Genomic DNA, 20,362 nt, shown 5'->3' on the forward strand with positions numbered 1-20,362 from the left:
TCGGTAGTTGCTCGCCGACCGGTCCTCCCGCCCTGCGCCCTGCCGCCGCGGGCTCTCCATCCCCTTATGCCCCGGCCGCCCCTTGTCTGCCCCCGGGGCCCCCACCGCCGTAGTCCTTGCGCACCGCGCGCGCCCACGCACCGCTCACGGCGAGCGGATCCAGCACAGCGGTCGCGCGGCGATAAGGCGTCAATTCGTCCTCCACGCGGTGCACCGAGGTGATGAGCGGGATCGTCCCGATCTCCCGGGCGCTGTCCGCGAAGAGGAGCACCATCGGTACGCGCGCGGGGCGTTCGGCTGTGGGCGGGAGCACGAACGTCGAGTAGTGGATCGCCATGACGGCACCCTAGGACCCCCGGCGCCGGAGCCGTCCGGCGCCGCCGGGAGTCGCCTGGACGGAGCGGTGCACCGAAGGCAACTCACTTCCATATGAGGGTAGTTGGATCGGAACCCCGAGGGCGTGCAGGAGCACCCGGGTACCGATGAAGGAGTCTGTATGGAGAGGGCGATGTGGTCCCCGGTGATGGCGCGCGGGAACTCTCTGGACGGTCCGGCCGACTGGGCCGTCCTCGCCGGCGTCATCGTGCTGTACATGGCGATCGGGTACGGCCTGGAACTGCGGGCGAAGCGGCGGCGCGGTGCGCGGCGCCCGGCGAAGGCGGCGGCGCGCGGGCTGTTCCTGGAGCGGGGCAGCAGCCCGGGACAGAACTTCGCCAGCCGCATGATCATGATGGCGGGTGCGGTGGCCGCGGGCGCCACCGGCTACTTCACCCGGGGAGCGCCGATCGGGCTCCGGTGCGCCGCGGTGGGCCTCGTCGCCGTGGTGGGCATCTTCGTGTGGGCGTACTTCGATCACCGCACGGAACCGAGGGAAGAGGCGTGAAGCCCCCGGGCCCCCTCCGGGCTCCCCGGGGGGCCCGGGGACCGACCGACCGTACGCAGCGTGGCCGCTCGGCGTGCCGGAACGCCGCTCCTGGCCCAGGCTGGGAGAGGCCAGCACCATTGCCGGGAGTCCTGCGCACCGGGTACCGGCACCCACAGGAACACGCGGAAGGCTCCCCGTGGACACGTCCCCCGGCTCACCACCCGCCCCGCCCGGCGGCCCGCCGACCGGCTCGGCCCTCACGCTGCGCGTCAACGGCGAGACGTACGCGCTCACCGTCGACCACCGGACGACCGTCCTGGACGCGCTGCGCGAGCACCTCGGCCTGGCCGGCACGAAGAAGGGCTGCGACCACGGGCAGTGCGGCGCCTGCACCGTTCTGATCGACGGCCGCCGGGCCAACAGCTGCCTGCTCCTCGCCGTCGCGCAGGACGGAGCCGACCTGGTCACGGTCGAAGGGCTCGCCGGGCCCGGCGCCGACACGCCGCACCCCCTCCAGCGGGCGTTCCTGGACCGCGACGCGTTGCAGTGCGGCTACTGCACGCCCGGCCAGCTCTGCTCGGCGGTCGGCGCCCTCGCCGAGGCCGCGGCGGGCCACGCCTCCCATGTCACCGCTCCCGCCGACGCCACCGGCGCCCCCGTCGCGCTGACCCGGGACGAGATCCGCGAGCGGCTGAGCGGGAACCTGTGCCGCTGCGGCGCCTACCCGCACATCGTCGACGCCGTCGAGGACGTGACCCGGTGAAGCCGTTCTCGTACATGCGCGCACGCACCGTCGAAGAGGCCGTCGCCGCCCACGCGGGCCGGCCGGACGCCCGGTACCTGGGCGGCGGCACCAATCTCGTCGACCTGATGAAACTGGGCGTGGAGCGGCCCGCCGCCCTCGTCGACGTCAGCGGCCTGCCCCTCGGCGCGGTCGAGGAGCTGCCCGACGGTTCGGTGCGGGCCGGCGCCACGGTCCGCAACAGCGATCTCGCCGCCCACCCCCTGGTCCGCGACCGCCATCCGGTCCTCGCCCAGGCACTCCTCGCCGGAGCGTCGGGCCAGCTGCGCAACATCGCCACGACCGGCGGCAACCTCCTCCAGCGCACCCGCTGCCCCTACTTCCAGGACCCGTCGAAACCCTGCAACAAGCGGGAACCGGGCACCGGCTGCGGCGCGCGGGAAGGCGTCCACCGCGACCACGCGGTGCTCGGCCACTCCGCGCAGTGCGTCGCCACCCACCCCTCCGACATGGCCGTCGCGCTCGCCGCGCTCGACGCACGTGTCGAACTGAGCGGGCCCGACGGACAGCGCACCCTTCCCGTGACGGAGTTCCACCGGCTGCCCGGCGACCGCCCGGACCAGGACACCGAGATCGCCCCCGGCGAACTCATCACCGGGGTGGTCCTCCCGGCCGCCGCGTCCGGCCTCCCGTCCGCGTACCGCAAGGCCCGCGACCGGGCCTCGTACGCCTTCGCGCTCGCCTCCGTCGCCGTGGTGCTCGACGTGCGCGACGGCGTCGTCCGGCACGCCGGGATCGCGTTCGGCGGTGTGGCCCACCGGCCCTGGCGCGCTCGCCGGGCCGAGGAGGCGCTGGTGGGCGGGCCCGCCGTCGACGCCGCGTTCCTGGCCGCCCTCGACACCGAACTCGACGCCGCGGAACCCCTGCGCGACAACGCCTTCAAGGTCGGGCTCGCGCACCGCCTCGCACGCGACGTCCTGCACCGCCTGACCCCGTGACCCCGGGCCCCGCCGCGCCGGGCTCCGCCCCGTGCCCCCGCACCGGCCCGCGCGCCGCTCCGCCCGCCGTACGACCGACCGCCCAGGGAGACACCGCATGACGGACACCAGCGCCCCCGCGCTCGGCGCTCCCGCCGAGCGCAGGGAGGGCCGCGACAAGGTCACCGGAGCCGCCCGCTACGCCGCCGAGCACACCCCGGACGGCTGTCTGTACGCCCGGCCGGTGCCCGCCACGGTGGCCTCCGGGCAGGTCGGCGCCGTGGACCGGACCGCCGCGCTCGCCCAGCCGGGCGTCCGGGCCGTCATCACCCACGAGGACGCGCCCCGCCTCACCGAGCCGGACGACCCGACGCTCTTCGTCCTCCAGAACGCCCGGGTGCCGCACCGTGGCTGGTACGTCGCCCTGGTCGTCGCCGACACCCCGGAGGCGGCGCGCGCGGGCGCCGCCGCCCTGCACGTCACGTACCGCGAGGAACCCCACGACGTCACCCTGCGCACCGACCACCCCGACGCGTACGTCCCCGACGAGGCGAACGCCGGAGCCCCCGGCGAAGTGCTCCGCGGAGACCCCGAGGGCGCCTTCCGCACCGCGCCGGCCCGGGTCGACGTCGCCTACCGCGTACCGCCCCTGCACAACCACCCGATGGAGCCGCACGCCGCCACCGCCCGCTGGGAGGACGGCCGGCTGACCGTCCACGACTCCAGCCAGGGCGCCACCACCGTGCGCGACACGCTCGCCGGCCTCTTCGACGTGCCCCGCGACCGGATCACGGTCGTCTCCGAGCACGTCGGCGGCGGCTTCGGCTCCAAGGGCACCCCGAGGCCCCATGTGGTCCTCGCCGCCATGGCCGCCCTCGCGACCGGCCGGCCCGTCAAACTGGTGCTGCCCAGGCGGCAGTTGCCCGCCGTCGTCGGACATCGCGCGCCGACGCTGCACCGCGTCAGGCTGGCGGCGGACCGCGACGGCGCCCTCCTCTCGGTCAGCCACGAGGTGACCACGCACACCTCGCGCGTCAAGGAGTTCGTGGAGCAGGCGGCCACCCCCGCCCGGACCATGTACGCCTCGCCCCACAGCCGCACCACCCACCGGGTCGTGCCCCTCGACGTGCCCAGCCCCTCCTGGATGCGCGCCCCCGGCGAAGCGCCCGGCATGTACGCGCTGGAGTCCGCGATGGACGAACTCGCCACCGAACTCGGCATGGACCCGGTCGCCCTGCGCGTGCGCAACGACACCGACACCGAGCCGGGCAGCGGCCTGCCGTTCAGCAGCCGCCATCTGACGGAGTGCCTGCGCGAGGGCGCCCGCCGCTTCGGCTGGCACGACCGGGACCCGCGCCCACGCGCCCGTGGCCGGGGCCCGCTCCTCCTCGGCACCGGAGTCGCCTCGGCCACCTACCCGGTCCTCGTCTCGCCGTCGCGGGCGAGCGCCCGTGCGCTGCCCGACGGCCGGTACGTCGTCCAGGTCAACGCCACCGACATCGGCACGGGCGCGCGCACGGTCCTCGCCCAGATCGCGGCCGACGCGCTCGGCGCGCCGCTGGACGCGGTCCGCACCGAGATCGGCAGCAGCGATCTGCCGTCCGCCCCGCTGGCGGGCGGGTCGTCCGGCACCGCGTCCTGGGGCTGGGCGGTGCACGAGGCGTGCACGCGTCTGGCCGCACGGCTCGCCGGGAGGACGGACCCCGTGCCCGCGGAGGGGGTCGGCGCCGACGCCGACACGGAGGGCACCGCCGACGCGGAGAGCGCCTTCGCCCGGCACGCCTTCGGCGCCCACTTCGCGGAGGTCACGGTCGACACCGTCTCCGGCGAGGTCCGCGTCCGCCGTCTGCTCGGCGTGTACGCCGCGGGGCACATCCTCAACGCCCGTACCGCACGCTCGCAGTTCATCGGCGGCATGACCATGGGGATCGGCATGGCCCTCACCGAGGGCAGCACGATGGACGCCGCCTTCGGCGACTTCACCGAGTCCGACCTCGCCTCGTACCACGTCCCCGCCCACGCGGACGTCCCGGAGATCGAGGCGCACTGGATCGACGAGGACGACCCGCACCTCAACCCCATGGGCAGCAAGGGCATCGGGGAGATCGGCATCGTCGGCACGGCGGCCGCCATCGGCAACGCGGTCCACCACGCGACCGGCCTGCGCCTGCGCGACCTCCCCCTCACCCCGGACCGGCTGCTCGCGGCCGGCCTCTGAGAAGGGAGGGGCCCCGGACAGCGGGTCCGGAGCCCCTCTTCGCGCCTCCACCGCCGTGGCCTGAACGGTCCCGGCAGGATCAGCAGCCGAGGTTGTTGCCCGCCGGCACCCCGAGGATCGAGACGAAGGACTGGTAGGCGTTGATGCGGCTCTGCACCTGCGCGGGGTTGCCGCCGTTGCACTCGATGCTGCCGTTGATGCTGCGGATGGTCTCCCCGAACCCGGCACCGTTGACCATGGCGTTGTGCGGGGTCATGGTGCCGGGGCCGCTCTGGGTGTTCCAGTACCACAGGCCGGTCTTCCAGGCGATGGCCGAGTCGGTCTGGACGAGGTTGGGGTTGTGGAGCAGGTCGATGCCCAGGGCGTCGCCCGCCGCCTTGTAGTTGAAGTTCCAGCTGAGCTGGATGGGACCGCGGCCGTAGTAGGCGGACTGGCCGGCGGGGCAGCCGTAGGACTGGCTCGTGTCGCAGTAGTGCGGGTAGTTGGCCGTGTTCTGCTCGACGATGTGGACGAGGCCGCCGGTCTCGTGGCTCACATTGGCGAGGAAGGCCGCCGCCTCCTGCTTCTTGACCGTGTCGCTGCCGGTCTTCGCGAAGCCGGGGTACGCGCCCAGGGCCGCGGTCAGACCGCTGTAGGTGTAGAAGGAGTTCCGGTTCGGGAACATCTGGTTGAACTGGGCCTCGCTGACCACGAAGGAGCCGTTCGACGGCGGAGTGGTCGGACCGCCGGTGCAGCTGTACGGGTCCCAGTACCAGGTGCTGATGACCGGGTCGTAGCCCGGGTTGTCGTGTTCGGCGATGTAGTAGTTGCCGTCCGTGTACCTGACGATGTCGCCGGCCGCGTAGGCGTGCCCCGCGGCCCACGCCGGGTAGGCGCAGCTTCCGCCGGTGCCGCCGGTCCCGCCGCCGCAGGCGCCCTGGTCGGCCCAGACGTCGGTGCTGCCGGGCGTCTCGCCCTGGGTCCACCACTTGGCCTGCCAGTTGTGGCTGTTGTACGACGCCGTCGTCCCGCCGGTGTAGACCGAGGACGAGCTCCAGGCCGTGGCGCAGGAGGCGGCGGAGGCGGTGGATGCGAAAGGCACGAGGATGGCGAGTCCTACCGCGACCGCCAGTGCGGTGAGAAGAGCTATGAGCCGTTGTCTCGACACGCGACCACTCCTTCTGGGAGGTGAGTGGGATCCCAACAGACTGAACCGGGTTGGTCTGGACCTGTCAAGGTTCAGACCAATCACCTGACTGGATAGGGCCGTTCGCGACGTACTGGCGTACCGCTCTGACACTGCTTCCGGGGGGGGGGCGGGTGCGGCCTCACCAGCCCGTCCACAGCAGGTGGTTGACGGTGAGTGCGAGCAGCGCCTGGCCCGTCAGCCAGAGACGGGGGCGGGGGAGGCGGGCGCAGGCCGGGAGCAGCCAGAGGGCGAGGGGGAGCCAGATCCGCTCCGTCTCCGCCTTGCTCATGCCCGACACGTCGGCGGCCAGCACACAGAGACCGGCCGCGGCCACCAGGACGGCGAGCCGCACGTCAGGGGTGCGGCCGCCGCGTACCCGCACGAGGGGCGAGGTCGTGCGGCGCAGCCCGGCCGCGGTGGCGGGACCGGTGATCAGTGCCGTGCAGGCGAGATCGGCCCACACCCAGTAGCCGTACGGCCGGATGCCGCCCGCTCCCTGGTAGTAGCGCTCGGTGAGCATGCGGTACCCCTCCCACCACTGGAAACCGAGCAGGGTGAACAGCAGGGGCACGACGGCCAGGCCCGGCAGCACGAGGAGCAGGGGCCGCAGGCGGGCGCGGCCCAGCAGCAGAACGGCGCCGGCCAGGAGCGCGACGAGCGTCAGACCGTAGGAGAGGTAGACGGTCAGGCCCAGCAGCAGTCCCGCGCCGCACCCCCACCCCGGGCGTCCCGTCACCGCGAGGGCGAGCAGCGCCAGGGCCCAGGCGGCGACGGCCGTGAAGTACCCGTCGGCGGACACTCCCATCCACACCGCGCCCGGAGCGAGCACGAGGAAGGGCGCGGCGCGGCGCGCCGTCTCCTCGTCCACCAGCGCACGCACGGCGATCAGCACGGCGGCGCACGCGGTCGACGCGGCGGTGATGACGAAGGCGCCGGCCCAGCCGCCGCCGGCCAGGCCGATCCGGTCCAGGAGGACGAAGGTCAGCGTGGCGGCGGGCGGGTGGCCGGCCACGTGCGGCGGCCAGTGGTCGGGAGCGCCGAGGAGGATGTGGTGGGTGAAGTCCCGGAGCGTGGCGGGGATGTCGTCGAAGCGGTCGATGACCCGCAGGTATTCGTAGCGGGTGGTGAGCCGCTGGGCGACGCCGCGCCGCCACCTGTCGACGAGGGCCAGGGACCAGATCCACATCAGGGAGGCGGCCCACGCGGCGAGGAGAAGGCGCCGCCAGCGGAGCCGGGCGGCGAGCGGCGGGCCGTGGGCCACCACGAGGGCGGCGACGAGCAGGGCGGCGGGCGTGCCCGGACCCCGGTGCGGGCCCCACTCCGCGTACAGCGGGGGCCAGCCGACATGCAGCGTGTGGGCGGTGCCCTCGATGTGCCGTCCGACGAGGACGGCAGCGAGGACGAGGAGCGCGGCGACGAGCACGGCCCGCACGTCGCGGACGGCATCGCGGAATCGAGGGGGCTTCACCCCGACGACGCTAGGCGCGAAGATCGCCGGACGGCGGCGGAGGCGCACCGACGTCAGCGTTTCGTCATGAGTCGCACGGCACTTCTCGCGCCGTGCGCGTCCTACGGTCCAGTCATGGCACGCACTCCCTCGTCCCCCGCGTTCTGGCGCAGCCCGCTGCGTGACGGCCGGTTCACCGCCGTGCTCGGGATCGTCCTGCTCGGCGGCATGACCGTCCTGTTCGTGACGGGACTCGTGTCGTACGCCGCGTACAACCCGAACCTGTCGCCGGTCAACGACAAGACCCCGGACAAGGGCCTGCTCGGCTTCTACCTGACCGCCTGGCCGACCGGCCCGCACTGGCTGTACCGCCTGACCCAGGGAGTCCACGTCACGCTCGGGACCACCCTGGTCCCGGTGCTGCTCGCCAAGCTGTGGTCGGTCGTCCCGCGGCTGTTCGCGCTGCCGCCCGCCCGGTCCCTCGCCCACGCCCTGGAGCGGCTCTCCCTGCTGCTTCTGGTGGGCGGCGCGCTGTTCGAGTTCACGACCGGCATCCTCAACATCCAGCTCGACTACGTGTTCCCGGGCTCCTTCTACCGGCTGCACTTCTACGGGGCCTGGGTGTTCTTCGCCGCCTTCCTCGCGCACACCGCCCTCAAGCTGCCGCTCGCGCTGCGGAACCTGTCCCGCGTACGGGACGGGGACGACGACACGCTGTCCGCCCCCGCCCCGGACGCCCCGAGCGTGACCCGGCGCGGAGCGCTCGGTGTGGTCGGCGGGGCGTCGCTGTTGCTGCTCGCGACCACGGCCGGCCGCAGTTTCGACGGGCCGGTGCGCCGCACCGCGCTGCTCGCCCCGCACGGCGGCGCCGAACCCGGCCACGGCCCCGGCGCCTTTCAGATCAACAAGACCGCCGCCTACGCGCGGATCGACGCGCGGGAGACAGCCGACGACGTGTGGCGTCTGACGGTGACGGGCCCGGGCGGCACGGTCCGGCTGAGCCGGGCCGCCCTCCTGGCCATGCCCCGGCACGGCGCCGCCCTGCCGATCGCCTGCGTCGAGGGATGGTCGACATCCGACCAGCGGTGGCACGGGGTGCGGCTGCGTGACCTGGCCGCACTCGTCGGCGCCGAGCCCGCCACCGACGCGCTCGTCGCCTCGCTCCAGGCGCACGGCTCGTTCCGCCGCGCCGCGCTGCGCTCGAACCAGGTGGCCGATCCGCGCAGCCTGCTCGCCCTCCACGTCAACGGAGCGCCCCTGACGCCCGATCACGGCTACCCGGCACGGATCGTCGTACCGGCCGCACCCGGCGTGCTCCACACCAAGTGGGTCGCCCGGATCACCTTCGGAGAGCTCTGATGCGTCGACGCCCGCCCCTGGGCAGCCCCGTGCACCTCCTGCTGCTGTGCTCCTCGTCCGCGCTCGCCGCCTACGCGGGGACACGCCTGCTCGACGGCGACCTCGTCGGCGTCGCCCTCTGGTTCGTCGGCGCGGCGCTCCTGCACGATCTGTTGCTGCTGCCGCTGTACTCGGCCCTGGACAGGGGACTGCTGCGGCTCACCGACGGCGTCGGCGCCGCCCGGCCCGCTGCCGGGTACGTGCGCGTGCCCGCCCTGCTGTCCGGACTCCTGCTGCTGATCTGGTCCCCGATGATCAGCGCGAGGGTGGCCGACCGCTACCGGTCGGCCACCACCCTGTCCGGCGGCGGCTACTTCGCCCGCTGGCTGCTGATCACCGCCGCGCTCTTCGCGGGCAGCGCGCTCGTCCTGCTCGTCCGGCGGGGCGCGCGGCGCAGCAGGACGAAGTTCCGGCCGCCCGCCGACCACTGATCCTCGGCCCGCCATCCGGCCCGCCGGGCGTGGCGGCGCAGCGCCGGGGCGCCGAGCCGCGCCCAGGGGAACGAGTCCCCGGTACCACCCGGCATCAGTTCCACTTCGTGGCGTTCGTCGACGTCCACGGCGGCCGTCTCGACGAGCAACACCCCGTCGGCGGTGACGAGTTCGGCGACCCGGCCCAGCAGGGCGGACGGGTCGCCCCCGATTCCGATGTTGCCGTCGAGGAGCAGCGCGCTGTCCCACGCGCCCTCGCCGGGCACCGGTGCGAACACGCTGCGCCGCAACGCGTGCCCGCCGCGCCGGACCGTGTGGGCGACCGCCGCCCCGCTCACATCGATGCCGAGCACCCGCCGCTCCTGTGCGGCCAGCGCCGCGACCAGGCGTCCCGGGCCGCAGCCGATGTCGAGCACCGATCCGGGGCAGCGGGCCAGGACGTCCAGATCGACCGGATCCGCCGTGGCGCACCAGCGCTCCACGTCCAGCGGCAGCAGCCAGCCGTCGACACGGCGCAGGAACAGGGGGCCGCGTCCGCTGCGCAGGGCGCGTGCGTACGGATCGTCGCCCGACCAGGTGAGCGGCCGGGACGGATCCCGCACCGCGGTCACCGGGCGGCTGCCTTCGCCGCCGTGGCGGCCAGCGCGCGGGCGAAGCGCGTGCCCGGGGCGAGCGCGGCGACGGCCGCCGCGTCGCCGGCCGTGTCCACGTCCCGCAGCGCGGGCAGCGTCCGCACCCGCAGGCCGGCGTCCACGAGGCGTCGGTGCTGTACGTGTCCGGTCGTCGCGGTCGACATGGGCACTCCCCGGACCAGCGACGGGTCGGGTTCGGTGAACCCCAGGGCCCAGAATCCGCCGTCCTCGGCCGGTCCCAGACACGCGTCGCACCCGTCGAGGGCGCCGTCCAGCAGCTCGGGTGTGACCTGCGGGGTGTCCATGCCGATCAGCAGCGCGGGCCCGGTGCAGGCGGCGAACGCGGCCGCGAGCCGCTCGTCGAGACCACCCGCGCACTGCCGTACGACGTCGAAGCCCGGCGGCAGCCAGCCGCCGGGCCGCCCGTCCAGGACCAGCACGCGGCGCGTCGCCGGCGTCCCGGCGACGACGCGCAGGGTGTCGTGCAGCGCCGCCTCGGCGAGACCCGCGGCCTCGGCGGGGGTGAACGGCGGGGTGAGCCGGGTCTTGACCCGGCCGGGCCGGGGCTCCTTGGCGACGACGAGCAGTGTGGTCACCGGGCGCCTCCCGCCACCGGGCCGCCCGGCGCGGCCAGCACCCGGCTCATGTCCCGCACCGCCTGCGCCGTCCCGCGCCAGGTGCCGGTCACCTTCGAGACGCCCGTACGCGGCAGGTACGCCACGTCGTGCTCCACGATCCGCCAGCCGGCGTCCGCCGCCCGCACCACCGTCTCCAGCGGATAGCCGCTGCGCCGGTCGGTGACGCCCAGGCCCAGCAGCGCCGTGCGGCGGGCCGCGCGCAGCGGACCCAGGTCGTGCAGGCGCAGGCCGGTGCGCCGGCGCAGCAGCCGGGCCAGCGCCAGATTCCCGGCCCGCGCGTGCACGGGCCAGGCCCCGCGCGCCTGCGGGCGGCGGCGTCCGAGCACCAGGTCGGCGGCGCCCGCCCGCACCTCGGCCGCGAACGGCGCCAGCAGCCCGGGATCGAGCGAGGCGTCGCAGTCGCAGAACCCGACGATCTCCGCCGTCGCGGCGAGCAGCCCCGCGTGGCAGGCCGCGCCGAACCCGCGCCGCTCCTCGTGCACCACGCTCGCCCCGAGGGCGCGGGCGATCCCGGCCGAACCGTCCCGGGAGCCGTTGTCGACGACGATGGCGCGCCAGCCGGGTGGGACGCGTTCCAGCACCCAGGGCAGCGCGGCGGCCTCGTCCAGGCAGGGCAGGACGACGTCGACCGGCGCCGGCGGGCGCACCGATGAGGTCTCAGGCGGGGGAGGGGAGTCAGTCACGGCACTCACCCTACGAACGCGAAACCGGCAAAGCGGGCGTCACCGTCTTACGAAACAAGGACGTCCCCCTGAGCCGTGCGGCGCCCGCCGCGGCGAGTGGCAGCCTTGAGGCATGCACCAGCCCCCGCACCCGTCCGCCGAGACCGCGGCGCCCTCCCGCGCGGCGGGCGCCCGCGTCCTGGTCGTCGAGGACGACGCCACCGTCGCCGAGGTCGTCGTGACCTACCTGGAGCGCGCGGGCTGCCGCGCCGAGCGCGCCCCGGACGGCCCCACCGCCCTGGCGCTGGCCGCCCGCCGGTGGCCCGACCTCGTCGTCCTCGATCTCATGCTGCCCGGCATGGACGGCCTCGACGTGTGCCGCAGACTCCGCGAGCGCGGCCCCGTACCGGTCATCATGCTGACCGCACGCGGCGACGAGGAGGACCGCATCCTCGGCCTGGAGGTCGGCGCCGACGACTACGTCACCAAACCGTTCAGCCCCCGCGAGCTCGTGCTACGCGTCGCATCCGTCCTGCGCCGCGCCCGTCCCGGCACCGCTCCCCGCACCCTCAGCGCCGGCGGACTCACCCTCGACGCGTCCGCCCGCCGCGCGACCAAGCACCACGGCCCGCTCGACCTGACGCTGCGCGAGTTCGACCTCCTCGCGTTCTTCCTGGCCCACCCCGGGCGCGCCTTCAGCCGCGAGGACCTCATGCGCGAGGTGTGGGGCTGGGACTTCGGCGACCTGTCCACCGTGACCGTCCACGTACGGCGGCTGCGGGGCAAGATCGAGGACGACCCGGCACACCCCCGCCTGATCCAGACGGTGTGGGGCGTCGGCTACCGCTTCGAAACCGCCGACCCGGCGACGGAGCGCTGACGTGCGCGACATCCTGCTCATCGCCCTGTACGCCTTCGCGGGCGCGGCCGCCGCGGGGCTGGCCGGCGCCGCCGTGCTGCGGCTCAGCAGGCGCCGTTCCCTGACGGTGTCGCTGGCCGTGGTCGCCTCGGTCGCGGTCGGCGCCATGCTCGCGGGCACCCTCGCCGTCGCCTGGGCGATGTTCCTCTCCCCGCACGACCTCACCGTGGTCACCACCGTCGTCGCGATGGCCGCCGTCGTCTCGCTCGCCACCGCGCTGCTGCTCGGCCGCCGGGTGGTGCGCCACAGCCGTGAACTGGCCGACGCGGCACGGTCGTTCGGCGACGGCGGCGACTTCACCACACCGACCGGACCCGCCACAGCGGAACTCGACGCGCTCAGCCGCGAACTGGCCGCCACGAGCGACAGGCTCACCCGCTCCCGCGAGCGGGAGCGCGCCCTGGAGAACTCCCGCCGCGAACTGGTCGCCTGGATCTCACACGACCTGCGCACCCCACTCGCCGGACTGCGCGCCATGGCCGAGGCGCTGGAGGACGGGGTCGCCGCCGACCCCGACCGCTACCTGCGGCAGATCCGCACCGAGGTCGAGCGCCTCGACGGCATGGTCGGCGACCTCTTCGCGCTCTCCCGCATCCATGCCGGGACCCTCGCCCTCAGCCCGTCCCGCATGTCCGTCTACGATCTCGTCGGCGACGCCCTCGCCGGCGTCGACCCGCTCGCCCGCGAGCTCGGGGTCCGGCTCGACGGGGGCCGCGTCGACGCCGTACCCGTCGAGGTCGACGGCAAAGAGATGAGCCGCGTGCTCGGCAACCTCCTGGTCAACGCGATCCGTCGCACCCCGCCCGACGGAACGGTCGCCGTCGCCGCCGAGCGTTCGACCGACGGCGTGACCCTCTCCGTCACCGACGCCTGCGGAGGCATCCCCGAACAGGACCTGCCCCAGGTGTTCACCGCGGGCTGGCGCGGTTCGGCCGCCCGCACCCCGCCCGCCGGGGCGGGCCTCGGCCTCGCCATCGTCCGCGGCATCGTGGAGGCCCACCAGGGGCGGGCGTCGGTGCGCAACGTCTCGGGCGGCTGCCGCTTCGAGGTGACGCTCCCCGTTGCCAAGCCCTGAGCGGCCCGCCCCCGCGTCGCCTCAGGCCGCCGGCGGCCGCTCGTGCGCGAACTCCCGCACCCCGGCGTCGAACGAGACCCGCGGCCGCCAGCCCAACTCCGCGCGCAGCAACGAGGAGTCCGCCGTCACGTGCCGGACGTCGCCGCGCCGGAACTCGCCCGTGACCTGGGGATCAGGTCCACCGCACGCCCTCGCCAGCGCGGCCGCCATCTCACCGACCGTGTGCGGCTCACCGCTGCCGACGTTGTACGCGACACACGCCCCGGCCGGGACATCCGCCTCCAGGGCCACCGCGTTGGCCCGCGCCACGTCCCGTACGTGCACGAAGTCCCGCCGCTGGGCACCGTCCTCGAACACCCGCGGCGCCGCACCGCGGGCCAGGGCCGAGCGGAAGAACGAGGCGACGCCCGCGTACGGGGTGTCGCGGGGCATCCGGGGGCCGTACACGTTGTGGTAGCGCAGCGCCACCGCCGACGCGTCCGCCGAGCGGGCCCAGGCCGACGCCAGGTGCTCCTGGGCGACCTTCGTCGCCGCGTACACGTTGCGCGGATCGAGCGGCGCGTCCTCGCCGACCAGGCCGGGGGAGAGGGCGTCGCCGCAGCGCGGGCATCGGGGCTCGAAGCGACCCGCCTCCAGGTCCGCCACCGCGCGCGGCCCCGGCCGGACCACCCCGTGCGCCGCGCACCGGTACCTGCCCTCGCCGTACACGACCATCGACCCCGCGAGGACGAGCCGGCGCACACCGGCCGCCGCCATCTCGGCCAGCAGCACGGCCGTGCCGAGATCGTTCCGGGAGACGTACGCCGCGGCGTCGGCCACCCCGTCGCCGAGCCCGACCATCGCCGCCTGATGGCAGACGGCGTCGACACCGACCAGCGCCGCACGCACCGCGTGCACGTCGCGGACGTCGTCCGCCGCGCGGTCGCGCACGTCGAAGACGACCGGGGCGTGGCCGCGTTCCGCGAGGACGTCGACGACATGGGACCCGATGAACCCGGCACCGCCGGTGACCAGTACACGCATGCCGCCCACGGTAGGACCGGCACCGCCGACGCCACGCGGACGCGGCCCGCACGTCACCGCTTCGTAAGACACCGGGGGAGGGGCCTTGAAGAGACGACGGGCCCCGGCTTTCTCCCCCCCCCTGGAACGTCGCGGCGCCTTCGGCGGCACCGCGCGGGCAGCGCCCGCTAGCAGGCCGGTGACTCCGGCGGGGTGGCCTCAAGTCGCTTGACCGCCAGGCCGAACGTGTACAGCGAAAGCGCCCGATTCACTGCTTGTGGACGCCGCGTCGACTGGGCCAGGCTCCGGGGTGGACGCCCCTGCGAGGAGGGGCGCGGGGCGCGGATACGGGTGGGGCGGTGGGGGACGTGACGCGAACGGTCGAGCGGCTCGGACGCATACTGGCGGCCGGTCTGGGAGCGGCGCTCCTGACGGCCGGTTTGATCGCCGGCGGTACGGGCCCGGCGGGCGCGGTGGTGGGCGGGACGGACGCCCCGGCGGGCACGTATCCGTATCAAGTGTCGTTGCAGGTACAGAGTTCAGGCCGCTGGTACCACACCTGCGGCGGATCGATCATCGGCCAGCAGTGGGTGCTGACCGCGGCCCACTGCCTGTCGGGCCAGACCGCCTCCCGGACCAGAGTGGTCGCGGGGTCGAACACCCTCGACCCCGCGGGGACGGCGTACCCGGTACGGGAGTTGATCCCGCACCAGGACTACGCGCCCAACGCCCCCGGCCTACCGAACGACATCGGGCTGCTGAAGCTGAGCACCCCGATCAGCTACACCCCGCAGATTCAGCCGATCGCCCTCCCGGCCGCCACCGATCCCCCCAGCGGCAGCGCGGTGCTCACCGGATGGGGCCTGCTCAGCGGGAGCGGCCCGGAGCCCAACACCCTCCAGCAGGCCACCGTGACCATCCTGCCGGTGTCCGAGTGCCAACTGCGCTGGCCCGGACAGAACATCAACACTACGCACGTCTGCACCTACGACAGAGCCGCCCACCTGTCCGCGTGCGAGGGCGACAGCGGCGGCCCGCTCGCCCAGACCGGCCGGGTGGTCGGCATCGTCAGCTGGGGCGTCTCCAATTGCAGCGGACAGTACCCGTCCGTATTCACCGGCGTCGGCGCCTACCGCGCCTGGATCACGACCAGGACCGGCCTCTGACCTGACACATCTCGGTCGCCCGGACGGATTCGGCATGAGAGCCTCACGCCCGTGGCTACGGAGACCGAGGTGGGAGAGCTGCTGCACCAACGCGGCTGGAGGACGGCGTTCACGGTCGCTGAAAGGGTGAACGCGTGGGCTGCCCTGGTGGGCGCCGTCGAACGCGGCTACGGCGACGACATCTACGCGTACACCAACGACCTGTACTGCCGAAACTGGCTGCACGAGGCGTGGCTCCTGCTGGACGAATACGTCGTCCAGCTCTGGACCCCGCGGGTCAGGGCCTTGGACGCGCGGTACAAGGCCGCGACCCTCGACGACGACGGCCACGCACTCGATCAGTTCCACAGGCTGCCTGGCCCCGACCTGTGGTGGTGGCGGCGCCACCCCCGCATCCTCACCGGAGACCTCGGACGTTCGCTTCGCTCGGCCGGTGTCATCGGCGCGGACCCGGACACGGCATGACCCTCAGCCTCGTGGGATTACGGGACGACGCTCAGTGAGGACCATGCCTTGACCAGGCCCTGCGCCACAGCTGCACCGACCGGACACTGACCCGCAGGTCGTGAGCGATGACCGGGTGCTCGTCGCCCACGCTTTGAAGGTCAGTTGAGGGGTCGCGCGATCGTGTCACGAACGCCTCAGTGGGTTTGTTTGAACACGTTCAACTCCGTGTTAGCGTAATGCTGCATCGCCCGCCGCAGGGGGGAAAGGCGGCGACATCCGCGCGGGGTGAGCGGCCGTGCCGGAGTGAACGAGGCGGCAGGCACGTCCTCCCGTAGAAGAATCTTGGACTCCTGAGTTGGACACGCCGACCGCGGCCGCGTCGTGTCCGACTCGTCATCGCATGGCGGGGGAATGGATGAAGCGGCGTTGCGCAGTGACAGCTCTTCTGTGCGCGAGTCTCGGTCTCACGACCGGGTGCATGGAGGCTGAAGCGACGGATGTGCACCGCGCGGACCTCGTGGGCCGCTGGCACGCCGGCGAGTCGTGTGACAGTTCACTCGTGCTGGACCGGCAGGGTTCAGCCAGGTTCGCACACTGGGCCAAGAACTTCAGCGTGGACGAGTCCCGTATCACCAGCTGGGAGGACGGCCGAGGGAGTTGGACGCTGGACACCCTGGGCGGCAGTCAGGTTCTCAACGTGGAGACGAGCGCCGGTGGTGAACAGCTGTCCCTCCTGCGTTCGGACCATGGCGGTCTGATTCTCCTTCAGATTCCTGGCGACGACCCGGACAACAGCATCGGGTGTCGCTTCCGGCGAGTCAAAGGTCAGTAGTCGACCCTCCACAACAGGGTCATCTCGCACAACCTGCCTCGCCTCAAGGGGCTTGGGCGCTGCTGGGGGAGGACCCGTTCCATCACTTGGATCACGTCCGGCACAAGTGGCTCAGCGCACCCGACCCCAAGGCTAGAGGACGAACAGGGCGCAGACGGCAGCCAGGGCGGTGTTGACGTTCTTCAGCGACATGACGCTTCTCCTTTGATGCTCAGGCGGGAGTGGGGCAGGGTTCGGCGGCGGGCGCGGCCGGGGCGGACACGGCCGCCTGACTCGGGGCATCCGTGGACCCGCGGAGCAGAAGTGCTTCGCAGTGCTGTCCTGCAGATGGCAGACGGGGGAACGGGCACCGACATGGCCGACCGGCATCGCCCCGGCTACGCACGCGATGTCGCTGTCACCAGTGAGGGCGTGATCCGCCCCGGGCCGCTGGTCTCACGGTCCACGAGGTGGGGCCGCCTGCCCGGGGAGGCAGGGCCCCGTTTGCGGCCGCTCTGCCCCCCCGGCGACGGCTGCCGTGTCACACGTCGATCTGCTCGAAGATGTGCGGGTAGGACACGATGTCGTCGGGGGACTCAGCCACCATGCGCTGGAACTCCGGGCTGGCGAACGCAGTGGCGAGTGCCTCGGTCGACTCCCAGACGGCGACGTTCATCAGAAGCTGACTGTCAGCCGTTCCCTTGTGCATCCGCAGGGAGACGAATCCCGGCTGGGCCTTCATGAACTCAGCCTGCCGGTGGAAGAGGGCCAGGAATGCTTCCGCCCTTTCCTTCGGCACGACGAAGGTGTTGGCCAGAACGATGGGCCCGGTCTTCTCCTTGAACTGCGCGAACATCGGGGTGTTCGGGTCGAGACTCTGCAGCTTAACCATTTCCGGTACGTCCTCTCACTAACGGTTGCTACCTGTGGCACGAGGGGTCTGACGATGCACGCCAACGGGTGTTGGCCAACTCGTGTTGGCAAACCTACGGCCGCACCTCTGGGCTGTCAACGCCCGTTGGTCAACAGATGTTGGCGAGCTTCGGTTCGTGGACTCTGGACTCGTCAACGCGCGTTGGCCTATGTTTGTTGGCGTGACCAGTACCACGGAGAACCAGCAGGCCGCACGGCGTTCCGACGCCACCCGCGCCACGATCCTCGCCGCGGCCCGCGAGCGGTTCGCGGCCGACGGCTACGAGAAGGCGACCATCCGGGCCATCGCGCGCGACGCCAAGATCGACCCGTCGATGGTGATGCGCTACTACGGCAACAAGGCGGGCCTGTTCGCGGCCGCCGTCGCGATCGACCCCGGCCTGCCCGGCTTGCCTCTCGAACCGGGCGAGGAGATCGGCCGCACGCTGGTACGCCGCTTCCTCACCCTGTGGGAGGAGAACGGCGAGCTCACCGCACTGATGCGGGTCGGCGCCACCGACGCGGCCGCCGCCGATCGCATGCAGAGCGTGCTGCGCGACCAGCTGATCCCGCTGGCACGCCGACTGGGCCCTGACCCGGAGCAGGCACCGGCGCGGGCGGCGCTGTGCGCGTCGACCGTGCTAGGGCTCGCCCTGACGCGCTACGTACTGCGCTTCCCGGCGAGTGTGTCGCTCGGACGCGAGGAGATCGTGGACTGGCTCGGACCCACGATCCAGCGATATCTCACCGCGCCCACACCCTGAACAAAGCGTGGAGGGCACTGACCATCGGCGACCTCGGTCACGGCGGGGGCTCTCCACGGGGAAGGAGACTCGTCGCCGGGCAGCACGATGTCGACAGGCACGAGCCCGTAGGGTGCAGCCGCATCTTCGGGCCCCGTACCCCGGACCGGCACCCGTCCCGGAAGCTGCGATGGACACTGCCGGGTCACGCGGGGGGCGCAGGCTCTCGCGTGGTGGGCGGCGAAGCTATATATACCTTCACTTTTTCCCCTGGCGGAAGGCCTCGATCCAGTCGAACGCGCGGGTGTTGTACGACCACAGCGCCTCTGCGGCGGCCTTGCCGTGCGTGATCGGGTCGTGGGTTTTCGGCGGAACGGGGAGAGCGCGGGGCCGGGTGTGCGGCCCGGACGGTGCCGCGGACGGCGGGGACGCCGTGGGCGAACTCGGCGGTGGCGCAGCAGTGTCGGAGGGGCTTCGGTCGTCGCGGGTGGGGTAAGCGGCCAGGTCGGCGAGTGCGACGAGGACCGCCAGGACGGCAATGCCGAGCAGCGCCCGGCGGCGCATGCGAGATACGCCGCCGGGGTGGGTGGAGTGCTGAGCCATCAGTGGACCTGCGTCCCGAGCGTCGAGAAGAAGGCGACCACGCCGTTGGCCGCGCCGAGCAGAAGGGCCGCGCCAGCGCTGACCAGCACGCCCTTCTTCCCGTTCGCCTCGGCCTGGTGACCGCCCGAGTGGTGACCCCAGGCCCAAACGCCTGCGCTGACGGCGACGGCGCCGACCAGTGCTGTGCTGGTTCGGCTCCCCCTCCCTGAGCATTGCTGTACCGCCTGGGCTGGAGAAGCAGAAGCTCGGCATGCTGCGAGCGAGCGTAGTTCGGAAGCTGAATGAGAACTGACGGGGCGTCACGAAAGTCGGCATTGGGTCAGCATCAGTCTGACTAGAGCTGCCTACAGGTGGCGAAACCTGCGACTCGAAGACGTTGCCCCAGGCGCTGCGAGAGGTGTTTGCGATCGAGGTGAAGCGAAGCCGAGCAGATCGCCCCGGTCACCCGCTCGACTTTGTGAGGTCAGACTGGGAAAGTCCAGTTCAACGTACTCGACCCCGTGGTTTGAGCGGCACCGGCGGCAGCTCGGGCGCATCCAGCCGTCCTCCGTCGTACCCCTTCACATCCCCAAATCGTGACCCACTCATCCAGTCCTCCCTGGCCTGAGTGATGTCGTCCTGCGACCTGCCGACGAAGTTCCACCACATCACCAGCTCCTCCTCGAACGGCTCGCCGCCCAGGAGCATCAGGCCCGCGTCCGAGGCGGCGCGGACGGGGAGTTCGGTGCGGCCGCAGCCCAGGTAGAGCATCGAACCGGGGAGCAGCGGGACGTCGTCGACGTGGGTCTCGCCCGACATCGACAGGACGGCGTACTCGAAGTCCGGCTCCAGCGGGACGCGGACGTCGGCGCCCTCGGTGAGCGACAGGTCCGCGCCGACGATCGGGGTGAACGTGGTGCCGGGGGAGGCCGAGCCGTCCAGTGAGCCCAGGATGACGGTCGCGGTCAGGCCGGGGGCCGTCGCCGTCGGGAGGGCCGCGTGGTGCTCGAAGCGCGGGTCCGTGTGCCGGTCGGCGTCGGGGAGCGCGACCCAGAGCTGGGCGCCGTGGAGGAGACGGGCGTGCTCCCGGGGCGACTCCTCGGAGTGGGAGATCGCCCGGCCCGACGTCATCAGGCCCAGCTCGCGCGGGCGGATCGTCTGGAGGCTGCCCGTCGAGTCGCGGTGCAGGACCTCGCCCTCGTGCAGCCAGCTCACGGTCTGGAGCCCCATGTGCGGGTGCGGCGGCACCTGCATGCCGGGCTCGCCGGCGATGTCGTCCGGGCCGTAGTGGTCGACGAACGCCCAGGCCCCGACCATCCGGCGGCCCAGATTGGGCAGCAGCCGGCGCACCTCGGTGGACTCGCCCAGCTTCACGTGCCGCGGGCTGAGGAGTTCGCGGACCGGTTCCGCGACGACGAAGCCGCGGCCGCCGCACACCGAGGGAACCGCCTCGCGATCAAGATTGCTCATGCCCGACAACCTAGCCCCGCGGCCGTGCCGCGTCAGTCGGGCGACGGGAAATCGCCC

Annotated in this window: 21 protein-coding genes and 1 pseudogene; 11 read left to right on the plus strand and 11 right to left on the minus strand. The window is 73.0% G+C overall.

Features of this window, described 5'->3' with window-relative positions; genetic code table 11:
- Positions 1 to 64: 64 nt before the first annotated feature.
- The gene (locus ACIP5K_RS29105; protein ID WP_401414238.1) at positions 65 to 337 is read right to left on the minus strand and encodes a hypothetical protein; all 273 of its coding nucleotides are present in this window, start codon (positions 335 to 337) and stop codon (positions 65 to 67) included.
- A gap of 159 nt (positions 338 to 496) precedes the next feature.
- Here ACIP5K_RS29105 and ACIP5K_RS29110 point away from each other — a divergent pair, with 159 nt between their 5' ends.
- From ACIP5K_RS29110 to ACIP5K_RS29125, 4 genes are all read left to right on the plus strand, one after another.
- Positions 497 to 883 carry a hypothetical protein gene (locus tag ACIP5K_RS29110; protein WP_401414239.1) on the plus strand — a complete coding sequence of 129 codons (387 nt, stop codon included), beginning with the start codon at positions 497 to 499 and terminating at the stop codon, positions 881 to 883.
- 178 nt (positions 884 to 1,061) lie between these two features.
- Positions 1,062 to 1,628: a 2Fe-2S iron-sulfur cluster-binding protein gene (locus ACIP5K_RS29115; protein WP_401414240.1), complete on the plus strand. Its 567-nt coding sequence runs from the start codon at positions 1,062 to 1,064 to the stop codon at positions 1,626 to 1,628.
- Complete coding sequence (locus ACIP5K_RS29120; protein WP_401414243.1) at positions 1,625 to 2,605, plus strand: FAD binding domain-containing protein; 981 nt, start codon at positions 1,625 to 1,627, stop codon at positions 2,603 to 2,605. The genes ACIP5K_RS29115 and ACIP5K_RS29120 overlap by 4 nt, the downstream gene beginning before the upstream one ends.
- A 97-nt stretch (positions 2,606 to 2,702) precedes the next feature.
- Positions 2,703 to 4,802, plus strand: a complete 2,100-nt coding sequence (locus tag ACIP5K_RS29125) for a xanthine dehydrogenase family protein molybdopterin-binding subunit (RefSeq protein WP_401414245.1) — start codon at positions 2,703 to 2,705, stop codon at positions 4,800 to 4,802.
- 79 nt (positions 4,803 to 4,881) lie between these two features.
- Here the strand turns inward: ACIP5K_RS29125 and ACIP5K_RS29130 are convergent, their stop codons facing one another.
- Together ACIP5K_RS29130 and ACIP5K_RS29135 are read right to left on the minus strand one after the other, a co-directional pair.
- The gene (locus ACIP5K_RS29130) at positions 4,882 to 5,931 is read right to left on the minus strand and encodes a glycoside hydrolase family 19 protein (protein ID WP_401414539.1); all 1,050 of its coding nucleotides are present in this window, start codon (positions 5,929 to 5,931) and stop codon (positions 4,882 to 4,884) included.
- 178 nt (positions 5,932 to 6,109) lie between these two features.
- Positions 6,110 to 7,438 carry a hypothetical protein gene (locus tag ACIP5K_RS29135; RefSeq protein ID WP_401414248.1) on the minus strand — a complete coding sequence of 443 codons (1,329 nt, stop codon included), beginning with the start codon at positions 7,436 to 7,438 and terminating at the stop codon, positions 6,110 to 6,112.
- 114 nt (positions 7,439 to 7,552) lie between these two features.
- On the opposite strand from ACIP5K_RS29135, the gene ACIP5K_RS29140 reads away from it, so the two are divergent.
- A complete protein-coding gene (locus tag ACIP5K_RS29140; RefSeq protein ID WP_401414250.1) occupies positions 7,553 to 8,776 on the plus strand; it encodes a molybdopterin-dependent oxidoreductase in 1,224 nt (407 codons plus the stop codon).
- A 349-nt stretch (positions 8,777 to 9,125) separates the two neighbouring features.
- Here ACIP5K_RS29140 and ACIP5K_RS29145 read toward each other — a convergent pair whose 3' ends face one another.
- From ACIP5K_RS29145 to ACIP5K_RS29155, 3 genes are read right to left on the minus strand one after another with little or no spacing between them, the layout of a single operon-like run.
- Positions 9,126 to 9,857 (minus strand): methyltransferase domain-containing protein, encoded by a 732-nt coding sequence (locus ACIP5K_RS29145; protein WP_401414252.1) that lies wholly within the window; start codon positions 9,855 to 9,857, stop codon positions 9,126 to 9,128.
- On the minus strand, positions 9,854 to 10,474 hold the full coding sequence (locus ACIP5K_RS29150) for a DUF2064 domain-containing protein (protein WP_401414254.1): 621 nt from the start codon (positions 10,472 to 10,474) through the stop codon (positions 9,854 to 9,856). Before ACIP5K_RS29150 ends, ACIP5K_RS29145 begins: the two co-directional genes overlap by 4 nt.
- Positions 10,471 to 11,208: a glycosyltransferase family 2 protein gene (locus ACIP5K_RS29155; protein ID WP_401414256.1), complete on the minus strand. Its 738-nt coding sequence runs from the start codon at positions 11,206 to 11,208 to the stop codon at positions 10,471 to 10,473. Before ACIP5K_RS29155 ends, ACIP5K_RS29150 begins: the two co-directional genes overlap by 4 nt.
- A 103-nt stretch (positions 11,209 to 11,311) precedes the next feature.
- Here ACIP5K_RS29155 and ACIP5K_RS29160 point away from each other — a divergent pair, with 103 nt between their 5' ends.
- Positions 11,312 to 12,058, plus strand: a complete 747-nt coding sequence (locus tag ACIP5K_RS29160) for a response regulator transcription factor (RefSeq protein ID WP_401414258.1) — start codon at positions 11,312 to 11,314, stop codon at positions 12,056 to 12,058.
- 1 nt (position 12,059) lies between these two features.
- On the plus strand, positions 12,060 to 13,172 hold the full coding sequence (locus tag ACIP5K_RS29165; protein ID WP_401414260.1) for a sensor histidine kinase: 1,113 nt from the start codon (positions 12,060 to 12,062) through the stop codon (positions 13,170 to 13,172).
- Positions 13,173 to 13,193: 21 nt separating this feature from the next.
- Here ACIP5K_RS29165 and ACIP5K_RS29170 read toward each other — a convergent pair whose 3' ends face one another.
- Positions 13,194 to 14,195, minus strand: coding sequence for an NAD-dependent epimerase/dehydratase family protein (locus tag ACIP5K_RS29170; protein WP_401414263.1), 1,002 nt, complete (start codon positions 14,193 to 14,195; stop codon positions 13,194 to 13,196).
- A gap of 347 nt (positions 14,196 to 14,542) precedes the next feature.
- Here ACIP5K_RS29170 and ACIP5K_RS29175 point away from each other — a divergent pair, with 347 nt between their 5' ends.
- The 3 genes from ACIP5K_RS29175 to ACIP5K_RS29185 all read left to right on the plus strand — a co-directional run bounded on the left by ACIP5K_RS29175 (position 14,543) and on the right by ACIP5K_RS29185 (position 16,619).
- A complete protein-coding gene (locus tag ACIP5K_RS29175; protein WP_401414266.1) occupies positions 14,543 to 15,340 on the plus strand; it encodes a serine protease in 798 nt (265 codons plus the stop codon).
- A gap of 51 nt (positions 15,341 to 15,391) precedes the next feature.
- Positions 15,392 to 15,805, plus strand: a complete 414-nt coding sequence (locus ACIP5K_RS29180) for a hypothetical protein (RefSeq protein WP_401414269.1) — start codon at positions 15,392 to 15,394, stop codon at positions 15,803 to 15,805.
- 460 nt (positions 15,806 to 16,265) lie between these two features.
- The gene (locus ACIP5K_RS29185) at positions 16,266 to 16,619 is read left to right on the plus strand and encodes a hypothetical protein (RefSeq protein WP_401414271.1); all 354 of its coding nucleotides are present in this window, start codon (positions 16,266 to 16,268) and stop codon (positions 16,617 to 16,619) included.
- Between the two features lie 520 nt (positions 16,620 to 17,139).
- On the opposite strand, the gene ACIP5K_RS29190 is transcribed toward ACIP5K_RS29185, so the two are convergent.
- Positions 17,140 to 17,490 (minus strand): antibiotic biosynthesis monooxygenase family protein, encoded by a 351-nt coding sequence (locus tag ACIP5K_RS29190; protein ID WP_401414273.1) that lies wholly within the window; start codon positions 17,488 to 17,490, stop codon positions 17,140 to 17,142.
- Positions 17,491 to 17,692: 202 nt separating this feature from the next.
- On the opposite strand from ACIP5K_RS29190, the gene ACIP5K_RS29195 reads away from it, so the two are divergent.
- Positions 17,693 to 18,274 carry a TetR family transcriptional regulator gene (locus ACIP5K_RS29195; RefSeq protein WP_401414275.1) on the plus strand — a complete coding sequence of 194 codons (582 nt, stop codon included), beginning with the start codon at positions 17,693 to 17,695 and terminating at the stop codon, positions 18,272 to 18,274.
- Between the two features lie 237 nt (positions 18,275 to 18,511).
- Here the strand turns inward: ACIP5K_RS29195 and ACIP5K_RS29200 are convergent, their stop codons facing one another.
- From ACIP5K_RS29200 to ACIP5K_RS29210, 3 genes and pseudogenes are all read right to left on the minus strand, one after another.
- Positions 18,512 to 18,856 carry a hypothetical protein gene (locus ACIP5K_RS29200; protein WP_401414277.1) on the minus strand — a complete coding sequence of 115 codons (345 nt, stop codon included), beginning with the start codon at positions 18,854 to 18,856 and terminating at the stop codon, positions 18,512 to 18,514.
- Positions 18,856 to 19,038, minus strand: a pseudogene (locus ACIP5K_RS29205) (hypothetical protein); the annotation flags it as partial. The gene ACIP5K_RS29200 and the pseudogene ACIP5K_RS29205, both read right to left, overlap by 1 nt.
- 301 nt (positions 19,039 to 19,339) lie before the next feature.
- A complete protein-coding gene (locus ACIP5K_RS29210) occupies positions 19,340 to 20,305 on the minus strand; it encodes a pirin family protein (RefSeq protein WP_401414278.1) in 966 nt (321 codons plus the stop codon).
- Positions 20,306 to 20,362: the final 57 nt, after the last annotated feature.

The organism is Streptomyces sp. NPDC088785 (assembly GCF_044750685.1).
Classification (GTDB): domain Bacteria; phylum Actinomycetota; class Actinomycetes; order Streptomycetales; family Streptomycetaceae; genus Streptomyces.